The sequence below is a fragment of the Serratia sp. CY27727 genome (assembly GCF_052169275.1).
Classification (GTDB): Bacteria; Pseudomonadota; Gammaproteobacteria; order Enterobacterales; family Enterobacteriaceae; genus Serratia; species Serratia sarumanii.
In genome coordinates this window covers 1-19,022 of the sequence record NZ_JBJNLB010000008.1, presented here as the reverse complement: position 1 = coordinate 19,022, position 19,022 = coordinate 1, and the positions used below count along the sequence as shown (strand labels likewise).

Annotated in this window: 17 protein-coding genes and 1 pseudogene; 6 read left to right on the top strand and 12 right to left on the bottom strand. The window is 60.0% G+C overall.

Annotation, left to right across the window (positions count from 1 at the left end; translation table 11 throughout):
- Positions 1-38 precede the first annotated feature (38 nt).
- Both ACJ8HB_RS18165 and argO read right to left on the bottom strand, forming a co-directional pair.
- On the bottom strand, positions 39-770 hold the full coding sequence (locus ACJ8HB_RS18165) for an oxidative stress defense protein (RefSeq protein ID WP_025160209.1): 732 nt from the start codon (positions 768-770) through the stop codon (positions 39-41).
- Between the two features lie 121 nt (positions 771-891).
- Entirely contained in the window at positions 892-1,509 is a 618-nt protein-coding gene (gene argO / locus ACJ8HB_RS18160) for an arginine exporter ArgO (RefSeq protein ID WP_004931603.1), read from the bottom strand.
- Positions 1,510-1,713: 204 nt separating this feature from the next.
- Between argO and ACJ8HB_RS18155 the strand changes: the two genes are divergently transcribed.
- Positions 1,714-2,412: an RluA family pseudouridine synthase gene (locus tag ACJ8HB_RS18155; RefSeq protein WP_041038103.1), complete on the top strand. Its 699-nt coding sequence runs from the start codon at positions 1,714-1,716 to the stop codon at positions 2,410-2,412.
- Positions 2,413-2,419: 7 nt separating this feature from the next.
- Here the strand turns inward: ACJ8HB_RS18155 and ACJ8HB_RS18150 are convergent, their stop codons facing one another.
- Entirely contained in the window at positions 2,420-2,959 is a 540-nt protein-coding gene (locus ACJ8HB_RS18150; RefSeq protein WP_033635867.1) for a DUF2058 domain-containing protein, read from the bottom strand.
- 305 nt (positions 2,960-3,264) lie between these two features.
- Between ACJ8HB_RS18150 and ACJ8HB_RS18145 the strand changes: the two genes are divergently transcribed.
- The 3 genes from ACJ8HB_RS18145 (at position 3,265) to ACJ8HB_RS18135 (ending at position 6,821) form a co-directional block, all read left to right on the top strand.
- Complete coding sequence (locus ACJ8HB_RS18145) at positions 3,265-4,242, top strand: DUF1852 domain-containing protein (protein WP_033635868.1); 978 nt, start codon at positions 3,265-3,267, stop codon at positions 4,240-4,242.
- Positions 4,243-4,267: 25 nt separating this feature from the next.
- On the top strand, positions 4,268-5,299 hold the full coding sequence (locus ACJ8HB_RS18140; RefSeq protein ID WP_033635869.1) for a methionine synthase: 1,032 nt from the start codon (positions 4,268-4,270) through the stop codon (positions 5,297-5,299).
- Between the two features lie 172 nt (positions 5,300-5,471).
- Positions 5,472-6,821 carry an MFS transporter gene (locus tag ACJ8HB_RS18135; RefSeq protein ID WP_094860047.1) on the top strand — a complete coding sequence of 450 codons (1,350 nt, stop codon included), beginning with the start codon at positions 5,472-5,474 and terminating at the stop codon, positions 6,819-6,821.
- Positions 6,822-6,903: 82 nt separating this feature from the next.
- Here the strand turns inward: ACJ8HB_RS18135 and mscS are convergent, their stop codons facing one another.
- Positions 6,904-7,770, bottom strand: a complete 867-nt coding sequence (gene mscS / locus ACJ8HB_RS18130) for a small-conductance mechanosensitive channel MscS (protein ID WP_033635871.1) — start codon at positions 7,768-7,770, stop codon at positions 6,904-6,906.
- A 205-nt stretch (positions 7,771-7,975) separates the two neighbouring features.
- Here mscS and ACJ8HB_RS18125 point away from each other — a divergent pair, with 205 nt between their 5' ends.
- Positions 7,976-8,644 carry a DUF1345 domain-containing protein gene (locus ACJ8HB_RS18125; protein WP_033635872.1) on the top strand — a complete coding sequence of 223 codons (669 nt, stop codon included), beginning with the start codon at positions 7,976-7,978 and terminating at the stop codon, positions 8,642-8,644.
- Positions 8,645-8,700: 56 nt separating this feature from the next.
- On the opposite strand, the gene fbaA is transcribed toward ACJ8HB_RS18125, so the two are convergent.
- The 7 genes and pseudogenes from fbaA to ACJ8HB_RS18090 form a co-directional block, all read right to left on the bottom strand.
- Positions 8,701-9,780: a class II fructose-bisphosphate aldolase gene (gene fbaA, locus ACJ8HB_RS18120; RefSeq protein ID WP_025304179.1), complete on the bottom strand. Its 1,080-nt coding sequence runs from the start codon at positions 9,778-9,780 to the stop codon at positions 8,701-8,703.
- Between the two features lie 116 nt (positions 9,781-9,896).
- Positions 9,897-11,060 (bottom strand): phosphoglycerate kinase, encoded by a 1,164-nt coding sequence (pgk, locus tag ACJ8HB_RS18115; protein WP_025160206.1) that lies wholly within the window; start codon positions 11,058-11,060, stop codon positions 9,897-9,899.
- Positions 11,061-11,130: 70 nt separating this feature from the next.
- Positions 11,131-12,147, bottom strand: coding sequence for an erythrose-4-phosphate dehydrogenase (gene epd, locus ACJ8HB_RS18110; protein WP_004931582.1), 1,017 nt, complete (start codon positions 12,145-12,147; stop codon positions 11,131-11,133).
- 312 nt (positions 12,148-12,459) lie between these two features.
- Positions 12,460-12,585, bottom strand: a pseudogene (locus tag ACJ8HB_RS18105) (LysR family transcriptional regulator); the annotation flags it as partial.
- A gap of 66 nt (positions 12,586-12,651) precedes the next feature.
- The gene (locus tag ACJ8HB_RS18100) at positions 12,652-13,722 is read right to left on the bottom strand and encodes an ABC transporter ATP-binding protein (protein WP_047570608.1); all 1,071 of its coding nucleotides are present in this window, start codon (positions 13,720-13,722) and stop codon (positions 12,652-12,654) included.
- Complete coding sequence (locus ACJ8HB_RS18095; protein WP_033635883.1) at positions 13,715-15,484, bottom strand: ABC transporter permease; 1,770 nt, start codon at positions 15,482-15,484, stop codon at positions 13,715-13,717. The genes ACJ8HB_RS18100 and ACJ8HB_RS18095 overlap by 8 nt, the downstream gene beginning before the upstream one ends.
- A 78-nt stretch (positions 15,485-15,562) precedes the next feature.
- Positions 15,563-16,651, bottom strand: a complete 1,089-nt coding sequence (locus tag ACJ8HB_RS18090; RefSeq protein WP_047570606.1) for an ABC transporter substrate-binding protein — start codon at positions 16,649-16,651, stop codon at positions 15,563-15,565.
- A 593-nt stretch (positions 16,652-17,244) separates the two neighbouring features.
- Between ACJ8HB_RS18090 and brnQ the strand changes: the two genes are divergently transcribed.
- Positions 17,245-18,567, top strand: coding sequence for a branched-chain amino acid transport system II carrier protein (brnQ, locus tag ACJ8HB_RS18085; RefSeq protein WP_047570604.1), 1,323 nt, complete (start codon positions 17,245-17,247; stop codon positions 18,565-18,567).
- Positions 18,568-18,636: 69 nt separating this feature from the next.
- Here the strand turns inward: brnQ and ACJ8HB_RS18080 are convergent.
- A partial coding sequence (locus tag ACJ8HB_RS18080) for a transketolase-like TK C-terminal-containing protein (RefSeq protein ID WP_314727578.1) occupies positions 18,637-19,022 on the bottom strand: 386 nt, incomplete at its 5' end.

The window sequence follows — 19,022 nt, the reverse complement described above, 5'->3', positions numbered from 1 at the left end:
GGTTCGCCGCGGCGAACCTTTTCTTCAACACGAACACCTTACTGCGCGGCGTTGCGCTGCAGCTCGAACACCACATCCACCTGATCGTCGAAGTGAATGCTTTGCTGCTCATAGGTTTGCGCCGCGTCGCTTTCCGCCGCCGCACCCGCCGCCTTATACATCCGCGCCACCGGCATCGGTTGGTAGTTGGCGACCCGGTAGCGAATGCTGTACACCGGCCCCAGCTTGGCGTGGAAGCCTTTGGCCAGGGATTCGGCCTGCTGAGTCGCGTTCTCGATCGCTTTTTGCCGCGCCTGCTCGCGATACACGTCCGGCTTGGCGACGCCCAGCTCCACCGCGCGGATCTCGTTCAGGCCGGATTTCAGCGCGCCGTCCAGCAGCTCGTTCAGCTTGTCCAACTGACGCAGGGTTACCTGCACCTGACGCACCGCCCGGTAGCCCTTCAGCACCGACTCGCCGGTTTTCAGGTAGTCGTACTCCGGCTGGGTGCGCAGGTTGGCGGCGCTGATGTCTTTCTTCTCGATGTTGTTTTTCTGCAGGAAATCAAAGTACTGCGCTACGCGCTCGTCCACCTGCTTCTTCGCCTGGGCGGCGTCTTTGGAGGAAACGCTCACTTCGATAGCCAGGGTGGCGATATCCGGCGTGGCGTCCACGCTGGCGGTGCCGGAGGTGACGACGTGCGGCCCTTCAGGCACTTCGGCCGCCTGCAGCGCCATCGGTAACGTCCCTAATCCGACCATTGCGGCCATAGCCAATGCTTTTAGCTTCACAGTGTCTCCTTAATGACAGGCTGTCTCTGATCGCCGGCTTTTCCCTGTGAGAACCGCCGGATTCCTGGCATCAAACGTAGCATATCGCGCGGCGTTTTGAATTCGGATTAGTGACAAATTCTTATAAATTTGCCCCCTGCCAGGCCAGCTGCAGCGCGATGCCCCACATCACCAGCCCGACCAGCGCGTTGATAATGCGCTGCGCCCGCTGGGTGTTCAGCCACGGCGCCAGCCAGGAAGCCAGCAGCGCCAGCCCGAAGAACCACACCGCCGACGCGCTGACCGCGCCGAGCGCGAACCAGGAGCGCACGTCCGCCGTCAGTTGCCCGCCCAAACTGCCGAGCACCACAAAGGTATCCAGATAAACGTGCGGGTTCAGCCAGGTGACCGCCAGCATGGTGACCACGATGCGCCAGCGGCTCTGCGCCAGCTCCTGCGCAGCGGCCTGCGCCGGTTGCGGGCTGAAGGCGGAACGGAACGCGCCCCAGCCATACCACAGCAGAAACGCCACCCCGCCCCAGGTGACCAGCGCCAGCAGCAGCGGCGAGCGGGTCAGCAAGGCGCTGCCGCCGAAAATCCCGGCGCAGATCAGCACGATATCGCTCAACGCGCACAGCGAGGCGATCATCAAATGATACTGGCGGCGAATGCCCTGATTCATCACGAATACGTTCTGCGGGCCCAGCGGCAAGATCATGGCGGCGCTCAGGGCAAAACCCTGCAGGAAGACGGCTAACATGGGAGATTCCTCGGATGATAAAAGGCGCCGGACGAGGGCGCGTGTCGGTCAACACGCGCATCATACGAGGAAGCGATCATTAGGTGAAATTGATGTTTCTAATCCAGTATCAGAGATGCTAATGCTTAAATGAGGGCGCCGCCAGATTCGCCCATCGGCGAAAAATTCGCTATCATCCGCACCCACCTTCCAGCTGGCCGCCCAATGTCTACCGTCACCGATACCTTTATCGCCCCGCCATGCCATGACCAAATAGAGATCCTCTATCAGGACGATCATCTGGCGCTGATCAATAAGCCGTCCGGGCTGCTCAGCCTGTCGGGCAAGAATCCGCAGAATCTCGATTCGGTACACCATCGGCTGGTACAGATCTTCCCCGGCTGCACCCTGGTGCACCGCCTGGATTTCGGCACGTCCGGCTTGATGGTGGTGGCCCGCAACAAGGCCGCCAACGCCGCGCTCTGCCGGCAGTTCAGCGAGCGCACCGTCGGCAAAGTGTACAGCGCGCTGCTGTGCGGCCATCTGGCGGATAACGAAGGGGTAATAGACGCGGCGATCGCCAAAGATCCGGCGCTGTTCCCGCTGATGTCGATTTGCGCCCTCCACGGCAAGCCCGCCCGCTCCCGCTATCGGGTCGTCGAGCGTTTTTATCGTGAAGCGGAGGGCGGGATCTCGCTGCCGCTGACGCGGGTGCAGCTCATCCCGGAGACCGGGCGCACCCACCAGCTGCGTATTCACAGCCGGCAGTTGGGCCACCCTATTTTAGGCTGCGATCTGTATGGCGGGCGACTGCTGCCGGGTACCGAACAGACGCCGCGGCTGATGCTGCACGCCAGCGAGCTGGACTTTGTGCACCCCATTAGCGGGGAGCGGATCGCCGCTCGTCACGCCGCGCCGTTCTGAACGCGGCTTACCACATCAAATCGTCGGGCACTTTAAAGTCGGCGTACGGATCGTCTTCATCCTGTTCTTCCTGACTCAGCGCGCTGTGCAGCACAATGCTGGCCGCATCGCGCTGCGCGATTTTATCGGCGACGCTCGCGGGGATAATCGCGTATTCACACTCTTCCCGGTTCTCGACCACCAGGCGGGCAATGGCGAGGCGGCCATTGATCAGCTGGGTTTGCGTCGCCTTATCCACCAGGATTTTCTTGATCAGGTTACCGTCGGTGAAGTTGAAACCGATATCGCCTTTCGCCAGAACGATGCGGTTCATTTCGATCAGCTGTTTCACCTGCGCCTTGTATTCTTTGGACAGCGCGGCCTGCTTTTGCTGCTCGTTCAGCTGCTTATCGCGCTCAAGCTGCGCCTTTTTATTCTCTTCCACCGCCTCTCTGGCCTCGCGGGCCTGAACGCGTGATTTTTTAGCCGTTCTTTGGACTTTGGCCATTTTCTTGCTGGTTACCAAGCCCGCTTTGAGCATCTGCTCTTGTAAGGTGAGTTTTGTCATGTTCGTGTCTGAAGCCGTGGGATCATGGGGGGATTATACCCGTAATTTTTCAGGCTGCACCAGGTTGCCGGCCCGGTACGTTGGCGGTTTGCGCCGCAGGGCGACGGCGGCCACGCCAGATCATGAATAGCGCTCATGTGGTAATGAAATTAAGTCTCTTTCACTCCCACCGGGACTCTGGCAAAAATAGACCTCATTAACGACAGACAATATGAAATCGGCTGAATAAAAAAAGAGAAAAACAACCCATTGAAAGAAATGGATAAATCCAGCCTTCATATCATATAACAGGATGCTATAAGACGATGAATAGAGACTTTGCCTTTACGATTAAGAGCAGTTCTTTCGATGAAGATTATAACCCTTCTGAAAGTACGCGTATCACCACCAACTTCGCCAATTTGGCCAGAGGGGAAAACCGCCGGGAGAACCTGCGCAACACGCTGGTGATGATTAACAATCGCTTCAATTCGTTGGCGCATTGGGATAACCCCAAGGCCGACCGCTATTCGGTTGAGCTTGACATCATTTCGGTGGAGATGCGCGTTGAAGATCAGGGCGCCAGCTTCCCGGTGATCGAAATATTGAAAACCAACATCATCGATAAAAAAACGCAAAAGCGAATTGAGGGCATCGTCGGGAACAATTTCTCGTCTTACGTGCGCGATTATGACTTTAGCGTCTTGCTGCCGGCGCACAATAAAAACACGGCGGAATTCACTATCCCGAATGATTTCGGCGACTTGCACGGCAATATCTTTAAGCACTTCGTCAATTCAAACGAATACCATGAGAATTTCAGCAAACCGCCGGTGATCTGCCTCAGCGTGTCCAGCAAAGACACCTATCATCGGACGGGCAATCAACATCCGGTGTTGGGCGACGAGTATCGGCAAGACGGCGCTTCGCTGACCGACCGGTATTTTAAAAAAATGGGCCTGCAGGTGCGCTATTTCATGCCGAAAAATAGCGTCGCGCCCCTGGCGTTTTATTTCCCCGGGGATTTGCTGAGCGATTACACCGATCTGGAGCTGATCGGCACCATCAGCACGATGGAGACCTTCCAAAAAATCTATCGGCCTGAAATTTACAATGCCAACTCGGCGGCGGGGCAATGCTATCAGCCAAGCCTCAATAACCAGGACTATTCATTAACCAAGATTGTTTACGATCGCGAAGAGCGTAGCCAGTTAGCGATTGAGCAGGGGAAATTTACGGAAGAGCAATTTATCAAACCCTACAAGCCCATTCTTGAGCAATGGTCTGCTCACTACGCGCTTTGATTCACTTAAATACAGGTCATCTATTATGAAAATATTGCTCCCTACCTCGACCGCCGGCAGCTTGCCCAAACCTTCCTGGCTGGCCCAACCGGAAACCCTGTGGTCGCCCTGGAAATTGCAAAATGAAGAATTAATCGAAGGGAAACAGGATGCCCTGCGTTTGTCGCTGGCTGAACAACAACAGGCCGGCATCGATATCGTCAGCGATGGCGAGCAAACGCGCCAGCACTTCGTCACGACGTTTATCGAGCACCTCAGCGGCGTCGATTTCGAGAAACGCGAAGTGGTTAAAATCCGCAATCGCTATGAGGCGAGCGTGCCAACCGTCGTGGGTGCCGTGGCGCGCCAAAAGCCCGTTTTCGTTGAAGACGCCAAATTTTTACGCCAGCTGACCAAGCAGCCGATTAAATGGGCCCTGCCGGGGCCGATGACCATGATCGACACGCTTTATGACAACCACTATAAAAGCCGCGAGAAATTGGCCTGGGAGTTCGCCAAGATCCTCAATCAGGAAGCCAAAGAGCTCGAGGCCGCCGGCGTCGACATTATTCAGTTTGATGAGCCCGCATTTAACGTGTTCTTTGACGAGGTGAATGACTGGGGCATCGCCGCCCTGGAAAGGGCCGTTGAAGGGCTTAAGTGTGAAACGGCGGTGCATATCTGCTATGGATACGGCATTAAAGCCAATACCGACTGGAAAAAGACGCTGGGCTCAGAGTGGCGGCAATATGAAGAGGCGTTCCCCAAGCTGCAAACGTCTACCATCGATATTATCTCGCTGGAGTGCCATAACTCGCACGTCCCAATGGATCTGCTGGAACTGATTCGCGGCAAAAAAGTGATGGTCGGCGCCATTGATGTAGCGAATCATACCGTTGAGACGCCGGAGGAAGTGGCCGCTACGCTGCGCAAAGCGCTGCAGTTTGTCGATGCCGACAAGCTCTATCCGTCGACCAACTGCGGCATGGCTCCCCTGCCTCGCCAGGTCGCCAGCGGCAAGCTGAATGCCTTGAGTGCAGGCGCCGAGATCGTGCGCCGAGAACTGTTAGCCAAATAACCTTGCCAAGCGCCCGTCACAGGTACCTCCTGCGGCGGGCGATGATCATCGACTCCCCCTCCCCGCAACGCCCCCGCTCTGGTGTATACTCGGGTTTCTACGCGATGCCAGCCACAGCGGCCTGAACGGCCCCTCAGCCAGCCCACACCAGCTTAATAACAGTGGAACCCTCATGAGCCCAGATACCGCTCGCATCAGCGAAATTATCGATCGCGCCAGGATCTCGCCTTATCAAATCCTCATCCTTACCCTGTGTTTCCTGATCGCCCTGCTGGACGGCTTCGATACCGCCATCATCGGCTATATCGCCCCGGCGCTGCGCGAAGAGTGGGGCCTGCAGCCCTCGCAACTCTCCCCCGCCTTCGGCGCGGGGTTGTTCGGCCTGCTGATCGGCAGCCTGCTGTTCGGGCCGATCGCCGACGCCATCGGCCGCAAACGCGTGCTGCTCGTCGCGGTGCTGGTATTTGGCAGCTGCACCCTAGCTTCGGCCTATACGCATTCAATCGAATCCCTGACCCTGTTGCGCTTCATCACCGGCATTGGCCTCGGGGGCGCGATACCGACCTGCATCACCCTCAGCTCGGAGTACTCACCGGCGCGCCGCCGCATGCTGATGGTCACCCTGAGCTGGAGCGGCTTTACCGCCGGCTTGGCCCTGGGCGGCCTGCTGGCCGGGCAGATCATTCCTGCATTTGGCTGGCGCGGCGTGCTGCTGGTCGGCGGCATCGCGCCGTTGGCGCTGCTGCCGCTGCTGGCCTGGCAAATGCCCGAATCGGTGCGCTTTATGGCCGCCAGCGCCAGGCATGCCGATCGGCTGCGCCGGGTGGTCGAGCGTATCACCGGCCAACGTTGGACGGGGATAACCATTGTCGATGACGAGCGCCCGGCACAGGCCAAGTCGCCGATCTCGCACCTGTTTATCGAAGGGCGCGCCGTGCGCACACTGCTGCTGTGGGCGGCGTTCTTCTGCTCGCTGTTCGTGTTCTACCTGCTCACCAGCTGGCTGCCGACGATACTTAAAGACGCCGGTTACGATATCGTCCACGCCTCGCGCATCGGGGCGATGGTGCCGCTCGGCGGCACCCTGGGCGCCATCCTGATGGCGCTGCTGATGGACCGGATCGGGCCCTACCGCGTGCTGGCCGTTTCCTACCTGGGCGCCGCGCTGGTGATCGGCGCGACCGGGTATCTGATGGGCGACGTCTACACGCTGGCCGCCGTCGTGTTCCTGATAGGCTTCGGCGTGGCCGGCGCGCAGAACGGCCTGAATCTGGTTTCCGCCACCCTTTATCCGACCGCGGCCCGCGTCACCGGCGTCAGCTGGGCCATGGCCAATGGCCGCTTCGGCTCGATCGTCGGCTCAATGCTCGGCGCCTGGATGATGACCGCCGCCGGCTCGGCGGAAGTGTTCTTCCTCTGGCTGGCGCTGCCTGCGCTGCTGGGCGCGGGCGCCATCTTCCTGCTCTATCGCCTCAGCCTGCGCCGCCGCGCGCCGCTCGCCAAGCCGGTCGTCGGCGCCTGAGCTCGCGGAAAAGAAAAGGCCGAGACGCCCTTGGAGACGTCTCGGCCTGTAATCAAAAAGGGGGCCAAGGCCCCCTTCTCTGTTATTCCGCCTTGGCGGAAGCGTCTTCGGTGCGATACAGGTGCACGTCCATCTGCGGGAACGGAATGCCGATGTTGTGGGCATCCAGCGCGCGCTTGAAGTTTTCCATCAGATCGAAGTACACGTTCCAGTATTCCGCGTTGGTGGTCCAGGAACGGGTGACAAAGTTCAGGGAAGACGGCGCCATCTCGTTCAGACGCACGGTCACGCCTTTGGCGTGCATGATGCGCTTGTCGGCGGCGATCACATCGCCCAGCACCTTCTTCACCACGTCGATATCGGCGTTGTAGGCCACGCCTACCACGATATCCACGCGGCGGTTCGGCTCGCGGGAGTAGTTGATGATGTTGCCGGCGATGATTTTACCGTTCGGCACCACGATGGTTTTGTTGTCTGCGGTACGCAGGGTGGTGGAAAAAATCTGCACCTGATCGACGGTACCGGCCACGCCGCCCAGATCGACATATTCCCCCACGCGCAGCGGACGGAAGATCACCAGCAGCACGCCGGCGGCGAAGTTGGACAGCGAGCCTTGCAGCGCCAGGCCGACGGCCAAACCGGCGGCGCCCAGCACGGCGATCACCGAGGTGGTCTGCACGCCGACACGCCCCAGCACGGCGATGAAGGTGAACGCCAGCACACCGTAGCGCACGATCGCCGCCAGGAAGTCTGCCACCGTGGCGTCGATGCCGCGCAGCTTCATCACGCGGTTCAGCGCATTACCGACCACGCGGGCCACGATCGAACCGATGATCAGGATAACGATGGCGGCGACGATATTTACCGCGTACTGGATCAACAGATCCTGGTTCTTCACCAACCAGTTGCCGGCACCGTTGATGCCGTCTACTACATTCAAATCTTTCATTCGTGTCGTCCTAACTCAGTCCCTAACGGGAGAAACTCGCAAAAATACACTGGCCTCGGCAGCCAGTCGGAAACCACCGCCTAAGGGTAACCAACATTAAAGGCTCATGCCAACCGTCAGCGTTAAAAATAGCCGAAACCGCCCGCCGCTTCTTCTATGCTGAAAACAGCGCGTTGGCCATTTCACGACAAGGGATCCGTTCTTCATGCACATTCGCTCTTCGCTCAAACACTATTGGCAAGTGCGGCCCAGGCTGCTGTTTTCCGTCGGCGCCGGGCTGTTGTGCTTTCTGCTGCTGCCCGCCCAGCTCTCGTTGCTGCAGCGCTTGATGATCGGCTGGAATACGCTGGCCTGGCTCTATCTGCTGTTTCTCTGGCGGCTGATGCTGGTCAGCACGCCGCAGCACATTCGCCAGATCGCCCGGCGACAGGATGAAAGCGCCAGCACGGTGTTGGCGCTGGTCAGTTTCGGTTGTCTGGTGAGCATTCTGGCGATCCTGTTCGAATTGAGCAGCGCCAAACAGGCCAGCGACTCGCTGAAAACCCTGCATCTGGCGTTAACCGGCGGAACGCTGGCGGTCTCCTGGCTGCTGCTGCCGACCGCCTTCACCATGCACTACGCCCATCAATTTTATCGCCAGGGTGCGCAGCAGGAGCCTTTGCCGCTGCTGTTCCCCGGCAATCTCACCGAGCCGACCTATCTGGACTTCGCCTACTTCTCTTTCACCATCGCGGTCGCCTCGCAAACCGCCGACGTGGCGGTCGGCGCCGCGGAGGTGCGTAAAATCGCGCTCGTACAGTCGGTTATTTCGTTCGTGTTCAACATGCTGATCCTGGGCCTGTCTATCAACGTCGGCGCCGGCCTGCTGGGCTGAAAACGAAAAAGGCTCCCCGCAGGGAGCCTTTTGCATCGTGCAACAGGTGCCGAAGATTACAGAACGTCTACCGCGTTCAGATCTTTGAAAGCCTGCTCCAGACGCGTCACCATGCTGGTCTGCGCTGCGCGCAGCCATACGCGTGGATCGTAGTATTTCTTGTTCGGCTGATCGGCGCCTTTCGGGTTGCCCAGCTGGCCCTGCAGGTAAGCTTCGTTCGCTTTGTAGTACTGCAGGATGCCGTCCCAGGTCGCCCATTGGGTGTCGGTGTCGATGTTCATCTTGATCACGCCGTAACCCACAGACTCTTTGATCTCTGCGTCGGTAGAACCGGAACCGCCGTGGAACACGAAGTTCAGGCTGTTGTGCGGCAGGTTGAATTTCTTGGACACGTAGTCCTGAGAATCACGCAGGATGGTCGGGGTCAGCTTGACGTTGCCTGGCTTGTACACGCCGTGCACGTTACCGAAGGAGGCAGCGATGGTGAAGCGCGGGCTGATGGCGTTCAGTTTTTCATACGCGTAAGCCACGTCTTCCGGCTGGGTGTACAGTGCGGAAGCGTCCATATGGCTGTTGTCCACGCCATCTTCTTCACCGCCGGTGCAGCCCAGTTCGATTTCCAGCGTCATGCCGATTTTGGCCATGCGCTTCAGGTAGGCGCTGCAGATCTCGATGTTTTCTTCCAGAGACTCTTCAGACAGATCGATCATGTGAGAAGAGAACAGCGGTTTGCCGGTAGCGGCGAAGTGCTTCTCGCCGGCGTCCAGCAGGCCGTCCAGCCATGGCAGCAGTTTCTTCGCGCAGTGGTCGGTGTGCAGGATCACCGGCACGCCGTAGTGTTCAGCCATCTGGTGAACGTGGTGTGCGCCGGAGATGGCACCCAGAATCGCTGCGCCCTGAGGCACATCGGTCTTCACGCCTTTGCCGGCGATGAACGCGGCGCCGCCGTTGGAGAACTGAACGATGACCGGCGCGCGCACTTTAGCCGCGGCTTCCAGCACTGCGTTAATGGAGTCGGTACCCACGCAGTTCACCGCTGGCAGCGCAAAGTTGTTCTCTTTAGCAACTGCGAAGACTTTCTGAACGTCATCACCCGTGATGACACCCGGTTTTACGAAATCAAAAATTTTAGACATGTTACTTTGTCCTGTTTCGTCGGCCGTAGATGGATGTAAATCGATGTTTTCACGCCGCGCAGCGTGAGCCGCGCGGTATAAAACAAACGGGCGGCTTTCGCCTCCCGTTGTCTGAATTACTGCTTAGCGCGCTCTTCCAGCATCACGACTGCAGGCAGCGGTTTCCCTTCAACGAATTCCAGGAATGCGCCACCGCCGGTGGAGATGTAGGAAATTTTGTCAGCGATACCGAACAGATCGATGGCTGCCAGAGTGTCGCCGCCGCCAGCGATAGAGAAAGCGTCGCTATCGGCGATCGCGCGGGCGACAATTTCGGTGCCCTTACGGAAGTTAGGGAACTCGAATACGCCAACCGGGCCATTCCACAGAATGGTCTTGGCGTTCTTCAGGATAACGGCCAGACGCTCGGCAGAGACGTCGCCCATATCCAGAATTTGCTCGTTGTCCTGGATCTCGTTGGCCTGCTTCACGGTCGCGGTCGCGGTTTCGGAGAACTCGGTCGCTACGCGCACGTCGGTCGGAACCGGGATGTCGCAGGTTTCCAGCAGTTTCTGCGCGTTCGGGATCAGGTCAGGTTCGTACAGGGACTGGCCCACGTTGTTGCCCTGCGCCGCCACGAAGGTGTTGGCGATGCCGCCGCCGACGATCAGCTGATCGGCGATTTTGGACAGGGAATCCAGCACGGTCAGTTTGGTGGAGACTTTAGAACCGCCCACGATGGCAACCATCGGACGGGCCGGGTTGCCCAGGGCCTTGCCCAGCGCTTCCAGCTCGGCGGACAGCAGCGGGCCGGCACAGGCGACAGGCGCGAACTTGCCCACGCCGTGGGTGGAAGCCTGCGCGCGGTGCGCGGTGCCGAACGCGTCCATTACGTACACGTCGCACAGCGCCGCGTATTTCTTGGACAGGGTTTCGTCGTCTTTCTTCTCGCCCTTGTTGAAACGGACGTTTTCCAGCACCACCAGTTCGCCTTCGGCGACGTCGACGCCATCCAGATAATCCTTCGCCAGACGCACTGGGGATTTCAGGTGATCTTTCAGGTAGTTTACAACAGGCAACAGGGAGAATTCTTCGTTGTACTCGCCTTCGGTAGGACGACCCAGGTGGGAGGTTACCATCACGCGGGCGCCTTGCTTCAGCGCAGCTTCGATAGTCGGCAGGGAAGCGCGGATACGCGCGTCGGAAGTCACTTTACCGTCTTTTACCGGCACGTTCAGATCGGAGCGGATCAGTACGCGTTTACCCGCCAGATCCAGATCGGTCATCTTAATTACAGACATGGTGAACCCTCTTTATTGAATCTCTATAAAATTGCCTGAGCAGCGCGCCAATCACGCCGGCGCCGCCGTACTAGAAACCGCTGGCGGCCATTGCCCGTGTTGTATCCAACATCCGATTGGCAAAGCCCCATTCATTGTCGCACCAGACCAAGGTCTTTATCAGGTGCTGCCCGCTGACCCGGGTCTGCGTACCGTCGACGATAGCGCTGTGCGGGTCATGGTTAAAATCGATCGAGACCAATGGTAATTCCGTGTAGTCAACTATACCACGAAATGATTCCCGTGCGGCCTTTTGCAACAGCTGGTTGACCTCCGCCACCTTCACCGCGGCGCTCACGCTGACGCTGAGATCGATAGCCGTCACGTTGATGGTCGGCACGCGCACCGAGATCGCCTCGAAGCGATCGCAAAACTGCGGGAAGATACGGGTGATGCCCGCGGCCAGCTTGGTGTCGACCGGAATGATCGACTGGCTCGCCGCGCGGGTGCGCCGCAAATCCGCGTGATACGCGTCGATCACCGGCTGATCGTTCATCGCCGAGTGAATGGTGGTCACGGTGCCGGATTCGATGCTGTAGGCGTCGTCCAGCAGCTTGATCACCGGAATAATGCAGTTGGTGGTGCACGAGGCGTTGGACACGATGCGATGTTCCGCCAACAGCGTCTGATGGTTGACGCCGAACACGATGGTGGCGTCCAGATCGTTGCCGCCCGGATGGGCGAACAGCACTTTCTTCGCCCCCGCCGCCAGATGGGCTTCGCCATCCGCCCGGCTGCCGTACACGCCGCTGCAGTCCAGCACCACGTCGACGCCCAGCTCGCCCCAGGGCAACTGCTCCACCGCCGGCTGATGCAACAGGCGAATCGCGTCGTCCCCGACGCTCAGCGTGTCGCACTCTTGCCGCACATCCCAGGCGAAGCGGCCGTGGCTGGAATCGTACTTCAGCAGATGAGCCATGCCCTCGGCGTTCGCCAGCTCGTTGATCGCCACCACGGAGATTTCCGCCCGTCGTCCCGATTCGTACAGTGCGCGCAATACGCTGCGGCCGATGCGGCCAAAGCCGTTTATCGCTATGCGGATGGTCATGCTGCTCCTGAAAAAGGGCCGTCCCGCCGGGCTGACTCACCGGCGCCGGGCCGGCGCTGACTGGTTGTCTCACTAACCCGCATAGAGTAGTGGATCGCACCGCCCGCTGTGAATCGCCGCGTTTGCATTATTCCCGCGCTTCAGCGGCTTTTCGCCGCCGTCACATCGGCATTTCTGTCGAAGAGTGCTTCAACTGAAACGCTTCAGCTGAGCATAAACCAAAGTTTTGGCAAAAGGAACAGGTGCAACAGTTCCACAAGTAACGGAGGGGAGTTTTACGAGCATAAGATGATCTGGCGCACATTTTTGGCCTCAAGGCCGCGGCGGATTTTCACTCGCTGGCCCCGTTTCGCCGTAGTGCTCGCGGAAATAGTCGCGCAAAAATTCGACCGTCACCCGCACTTTCGCCGACGTTGCCAGCCGGGAAACGTACACCGCCCGGAAAAGATCGCCGCTAGCGGTTTAACTCTGTAAACGGAACGCCCGCGCCTGCGGGCGTCCTGATTAGGCTTTCGGGAATATCCACAGATGCTCGGCCGGCAGGGAGAGCCGGCACAGCGCCCGATCGCGCGCTTCGTGGCCATAGGCGCGCACCACGAAATCCTCGGCCACGGTGCGGAACAGGTACTCCCAGCGATCGCCGAGATACATGCTGGTCAACAGCGGCAGCTCAAGCTGGTTGCCCTGCGGATCTTCGCCCAACCGCACGCGCTCCACGCGGATCACCGCCGAGCCCTCCTGGCCGACCTGCACGCCTGCGCCCGCTTTGCCCCACAGTGCCCAATCCTTGCCTTCGATGCGCGCCCGGTCGCCTTCCAGCGCGACAACCTTGCCCGGCAAGCGGTTGTTGCTGCCCATGAACTCGGCGGTGAACAGCGTGGTGGGCGAACCGTACATCTCCTGTGGCGTGCCCTGCTGCTCGATTTTGCCGTTATTGAGCAGCAGGATGCGATCGGAAATGGCCATCGCCTCGTTCTGATCGTGAGTCACCATCAGCGCCGACAGGCCAAGCTTGATGATCAATTCGCGCAGGAATACCCGCGCCTCTTCGCGCAGCTTGGCGTCAAGGTTGGACAGCGGCTCGTCCAGCAGGATCACCGGCGGGTTGTAGACCAGCGCCCGCCCGATCGCCACGCGCTGCTGCTGGCCGCCGGAAAGCTGGTGCGGATGGCGCTTGGCCAGATGCCCCAACCCGAGCTGATCCAGCACCGCCTGCACCCGCTGGGTGACTTCCGCCGAGGCGATCTTACGCAGCTTCAGCGGGTAAGCGACGTTCTCAAACACCGTTTTATGCGGCCACAGCGCGTAGGACTGAAACACCAGACCCAGGTTGCGTTCTTCGGCGGGAATTTCGCTGCGTGCGCTGCCGTTGTACACCGCGTTATTGCCGATGACGATCCGCCCCTGGCTCGGTTTCTCCAGCCCGGCCACCGCCCGCAGCAGCGTGGTTTTGCCGCTGCCCGACGGGCCCAGCAGCGAGACCACTTCGCCCCGTTTCAGATCCATCGACACCCCTTTCAGCACCGGGTTGTCGCCATAGGTCAAATGCAGATTCTCTACCGAAAGTTCAATCATGTAATTTCACTCCAAAGCGCAAGGCAATCCCTAACCCCAGCACCACCAGCAGGATATTGATGAACGACAGCGCGGCGACGATATCGATAGCGCCCGCGGCCCACAGGGAAACCAGCATCGAACCGATGGTTTCCGTGCCCGGAGACAGCAGATACACCCCGGTGGAATATTCGCGTTCAAAAATCAGGAACATCAGCAGCCAGGAGCCAATCAGGCCGTAGCGCGACAGCGGAATGGTGACGTGGCGAGTGATCTGGCCGCGGCTGGCGCCGGCGCTGCGCGCCGCCTCCTCCAGTTCCGGCCCCACCTGCAGCAGCGTAGAAGAGATCAGCCGCAGGCCGTAAGCCATCCACACCACGGTGTACGCCAGCCAGACGCTGAAGATGGTGCTGCGCAGCGAACGCAGCCAGACAATCCAGTTAGCACGCAGCCACTCGGCCATCGGCAGCGCCGACAGCCAGCCCTCCTTGAGCGATTTGTCCAGCCACATCGGCAGGAACAGAAACACCCACAGGAATGCCAGACCGGCCAGCAGCCCCGGCACCGCGCGCGGCACCAGCACGCTGTAGTCGAGGAAGCGCGTGGCGCCATCCGGCTTGCGGTGCATGGCGATGCCGATGAACAGGTAGCACGCCACCGCCAGCGCCCCGCCAATCACCCCAATCGCCATTGAGTTGACGATGGCGCGCAGCAGGTTGGGCTGCGCCCAGATGGTGCGGAAGGTGTTGATCGACAGCTCGTCCCAGACTGACACGCCCACGCCCCAGTTGGAGATAAAGGCGCGCAGCACTACGCCGATCAGCGGCACGCCGATGGTCACGGTCAGCCAGAACACCACCACCGCGCCGGCCACCCAGCGCCATTTGCCCAGCGGCAGCGCGCGGGCCTGCGAGGCTTTGCCCTTGACGGTAACGAAGCGGTTGGCGGTGCGCATCAGCCGACGCTGCAGCATCACCAGCGGAATGGTGATGCAGATCAGCACCACCGCCACCGCCGCCATCAGGTGGTAAGACGGCGTGCCCAGCTTGTTGGTCAACTGGTAAAGGTAGGTCGCCAGCACCAGATTGCCCTCCGGATCCCCCAGCACCAGCATCAGGCCGAACACTTCCAGCCCGAGGAAAAACAGCAGCACCCCGGCGTACAAGATAGACGGCCGCACCATCGGCAGGCTGACGGCGGTCATCACCTGCAGCGGCGTGGCGCCGGCGGTGCGCGCCGCTTCTTCAACGTCGGAGCCCACGCTGCGCAGCGCCGAGGAGATATACAGATACGCGTGGGGCACGTGCGTCAATCCGGCTATCACCACGATGCTGGCCATCGAATAGATGTTCCACGGCACGAAGCCCAGCAGCGCCTGCGCCCACAGCGAGAAGAAGCCCACCGGCCCCGCCGCCACCACGTAACCGAAACCCAGCACCATCGGCGATACGAAGATCGGCACCAGAATTAGCGGTTCGATGATCCGCCGCCCCGGCAGATCGGTGCGCACCATCAGGAAAGCCAAAATGCCGCCGAGGGGGATGGCGATGATCACCAGGCCGAATGCCAAAATAAAGCCGCTCTTCAGCGCTTTGTAGAAATCCGGATCGGTAAAGATGAACTCGAAAGCCTCCAGGCTGAAGACCTTGGAGGGAGAGAAAAACGGTGCCGAGAGGAAGCTTTGAATGATGATAAACGACAGGGGGACATAGATAACCAGCGCGGTTATCAACACCACCAGGCCGCGCGGCAGGCTCTGCCACTTTCTGCGCCATGCTTGCATAAATGCTCCCTATGGTTGTAAACAACGACCAAAGGGCGCGCGCCTCTAAGGCAGGCGCGCGTCCGAATGCAGTCCCTGTTATTTCGCCGCGGCGGCGCGCCACTGTTTGATGTAGTCGAGGCGTTTGACCGGCTGCAGATATTCCAGCAGGCTGTCGTCAACCGGGATCGGCTTGAGCGCGTTACCCAATAGCTTGGTCATGCCATCGATGTCGTTCTTGCCTTCGATGTCGTTGCGGATCGAGGGGATATCCGCCTGATTGGCGAGAATACTTTGCCCTTTCTCCGACAGCACGTAGTCGAACCACAGCTTGGCGGCGTTAGGGTTGCCGGCCTCTTTGCTGATGAAGCTCACGCGCGACAGCACCAGGGTATAGTCTTTCGGATAGACGATGCCGAGCGACGGGTCGCTTTTGGCGCGGGCCTCGGCGTACGAACCGAGGATATTGAAGCCGATCAGGTTTTCACCGGAGGAGACGCGCTCCATCATGGTGCCGGTGGAGGATTGCACCGCCAACCCGCCCTTGGCCACGTCGGCCAGCGTTTTGAAGTAGTTGGGATCGGCCTTGAAGTCCTGCACCGACAGCATGAAGCCGACGCCGGATTTTTCGATGTCGTACGTGGTGACTTTCTTCTTGAATTTGTCCGTCTGGCCGGCGATCAGCTTGGCCAGCGCCGCGTGAGAATCCGGCACATCGCCTTGCGGGATCAGGCGTTTGTTATAGATAAACACCACCGGCTCATAGGTGGTGCCATACACTTTATCTTGCCATACCGCCCATTTCGGCAGCTGGGCCTGCTCAGGGGAGGCATACTCCTGCGCGTAATCGCCCGCCAGTTTCAAAATGGTGTCCATCGACGAGCTCCACACCACGTCGCCGCTGGTGCCGCCGGCCGCCTGCTCGCTGATGAAGCGGTTGTAGAGTTCGGTGCTGTTCATGTCGTTGTATTCCACCTTGATGCCCGGATACAACGCCTCGAACCCCTGGATCAGCGGCGCCGCCGCCTTGGTGTCGGTGGTCGAGTAAATCACCACCTTGCCTTCTTTCTTCGCGCCGTCGACCCATTTCTGATAGTCGGCGGGGTAGCCCGCCGGGAAGGCCGCATAGGCGGAAACGGAGCCCAGTAAGGTGATTGCAGCTACGGTCGCGCTGATTTTTTTCATCATCATCCATCCCATGATCACATTTAATAAACCAAAAATTAACATATAGTTAATAACTACAACGAGGCAACGGCGTTGCTTTGTTATCTTTCGATTTTGTGAGGCTGGGCGTTTTTTAGCCAACAAAAAAGCCCGGCAGCGCGGGCTTTACGGCACTTTCTGTTGCAGACTATTCGGCCAGGCGAGAGCGCCGCAGCAGGCGAATTCGCTGTACGATGGCGATCTTGGAAACTTCAGGACAAACGCCGGCATTCAACCCGCGATATGCCGATCTTTTTCACCCGCAAACCGGTCGAAGACGGCCATGTCTCTTTCGCCTATGACTCTTTCAAACCGCATCTCGAAATCCCGCTGTCGATAGACAGGGTGGCACACGCGAGCTAACGCGCAGCCGGGCCAGCCGCCATGATCCCTTTGTACGGCCGGTTCACACCAGGATAAACAGCGCTGTATTAATCAGGTTTTTGTCGCCGAATTATTATATCCTGCCGGACGAAAATTTTGCGGGCGCTCGCGGCCCCCTGCGCCTGCCCTCTGCGGTTCTCCATCCGCAACCAGGCCGTTTATTTCATGAATACAGGCAGTGCCATACCGTTATGACCAAGAATTTATCCCCGAAAGACATTATCGCCCTGGGCTTTATGACCTTCGCTCTGTTTGTCGGCGCCGGCAACATCATTTTCCCGCCGCTGGTGGGGCTGCAATCCGGCGAACATCTGTGGCCGGCCGCCCTCGGGTTTATGGTGACCGCCGTCGCCTTGCCGGTGATCGCCGTGATCGCGCTGGCGCGCGTCGGCGGGAGCATCAGCCTGCTGACCGGCCCCATCGGCCGCACCGCCGGCCTGCTGTTGGCGACCGTCTGCTATCTGGCGCTCGGCCCGCTGTTCGCCACGCCGCGAACCGCCAATGTCTCTTTCGCCCTCGGCATCGCGCCCTTCACCGGCGACGGCGCCCTGCCGCAGTTCATCTACAGCCTGCTGTTCTTTACCCTGGCGATGATCGTCTCGCTGTATCCCGGCCGCTTGCTCGATAACGTCGGCCATATTCTGGCGCCGCTAAAAATTCTGGCGCTGGCCGCGCTCGGCATCGCCGCCCTGGTTTGGCCCGCCGGTGAACCGGTCTCCGCCGTCGGCAGCTATCAGGCCGCGGCGTTTTCCACCGGCTTCGTGCAGGGTTATCAAACCATGGACACGCTGTCGGCGCTGATGTTCGGCTCGATTATCGTCACCGCCGCCCGCTCGCGCGGCGTCAGCGACAGCGGCCTGCTGCTGCGCTACACCCTGTGGGCCAGCCTGATCGCCGGCGTCGGCCTGACGCTGGTCTATATCTGCATGTTCAAGCTCGGCGCCGGCAGCGGCGGCCTGGTCGAGAGTGGCGCTCAGGATGGCGCGGCGATCCTGCACGCCTATGTGCAACACACCTTTGGCGATCTGGGCAGCGTCTTTATGGCGGTACTGATGTTCATCGCCTGCCTGGTGACGGCGGTCGGCATGACCTGCGCCTGTGCGGACTTTTTCTCCCGCTACCTGCCGCTCTCTTACCGCACGCTGGTGGTTATCCTCGCCCTCTTCGCCATGTTGGTCTCCAACATGGGGCTGGCCAATCTGATCCGCGTCTCGCTGCCGGTGCTGACGGCGATCTACCCGCCCTGCATCGCGCTGGTGTTACTCAGCTTCAGCCAGAACCGCTGGCGCAGCGCCAAGCGCGTCTTCGCGCCGGTGATCGCCACCAGCCTGGTGTTTGGCCTCGCCGACGGCCTGAAGGCCTCCAGCTTCAGCGGCCTGCTGCCCGCCTGGTTCGATAAGCTGCCGCTGGCCGAACAGGGTCTGGTCTGGCTGCAGCCTACGCTGCTGGTGCTGTTGCTGGCGGCGGCTTACGACCGGTTGCGCAGCGTCGAAAGCGCCAACGCCGCGTCGTAACCGCAGGTTCCGCCCATAAAAAAAGCCGGTCACGATGACCGGCTTTCTTATTGGCTGGCGCCAGGCCGCTTACTTCAGCAGCGCCTGCGCCTTGGCCACCACGTTGTCCACGGTGAAGCCGAACTCGGCGAACAGCTGCTCCGCCGGCGCCGACTCACCGAAGGTGGTCATGCCCACGATAGCGCCGTTCAGCCCCACGTACTTGTACCAGTAGTCCGCGATACCCGCTTCCACCGCCACGCGCGCCGTCACCGCCGCCGGCAGCACCGACTCGCGGTACGCCGCATCCTGCTTGTCGAACGCGTCCGTCGACGGCATCGACACCACGCGCACCTTGCGGCCCGCCGCGGTCAGCTTGTCCGCCGCTTCCACCGTGATGCCCACTTCGGAGCCGGTGGCAATCAGGATGACGTCCGGCGTGCCCGCGCAGTCTTTCAGCACGTAGCCGCCGCGGT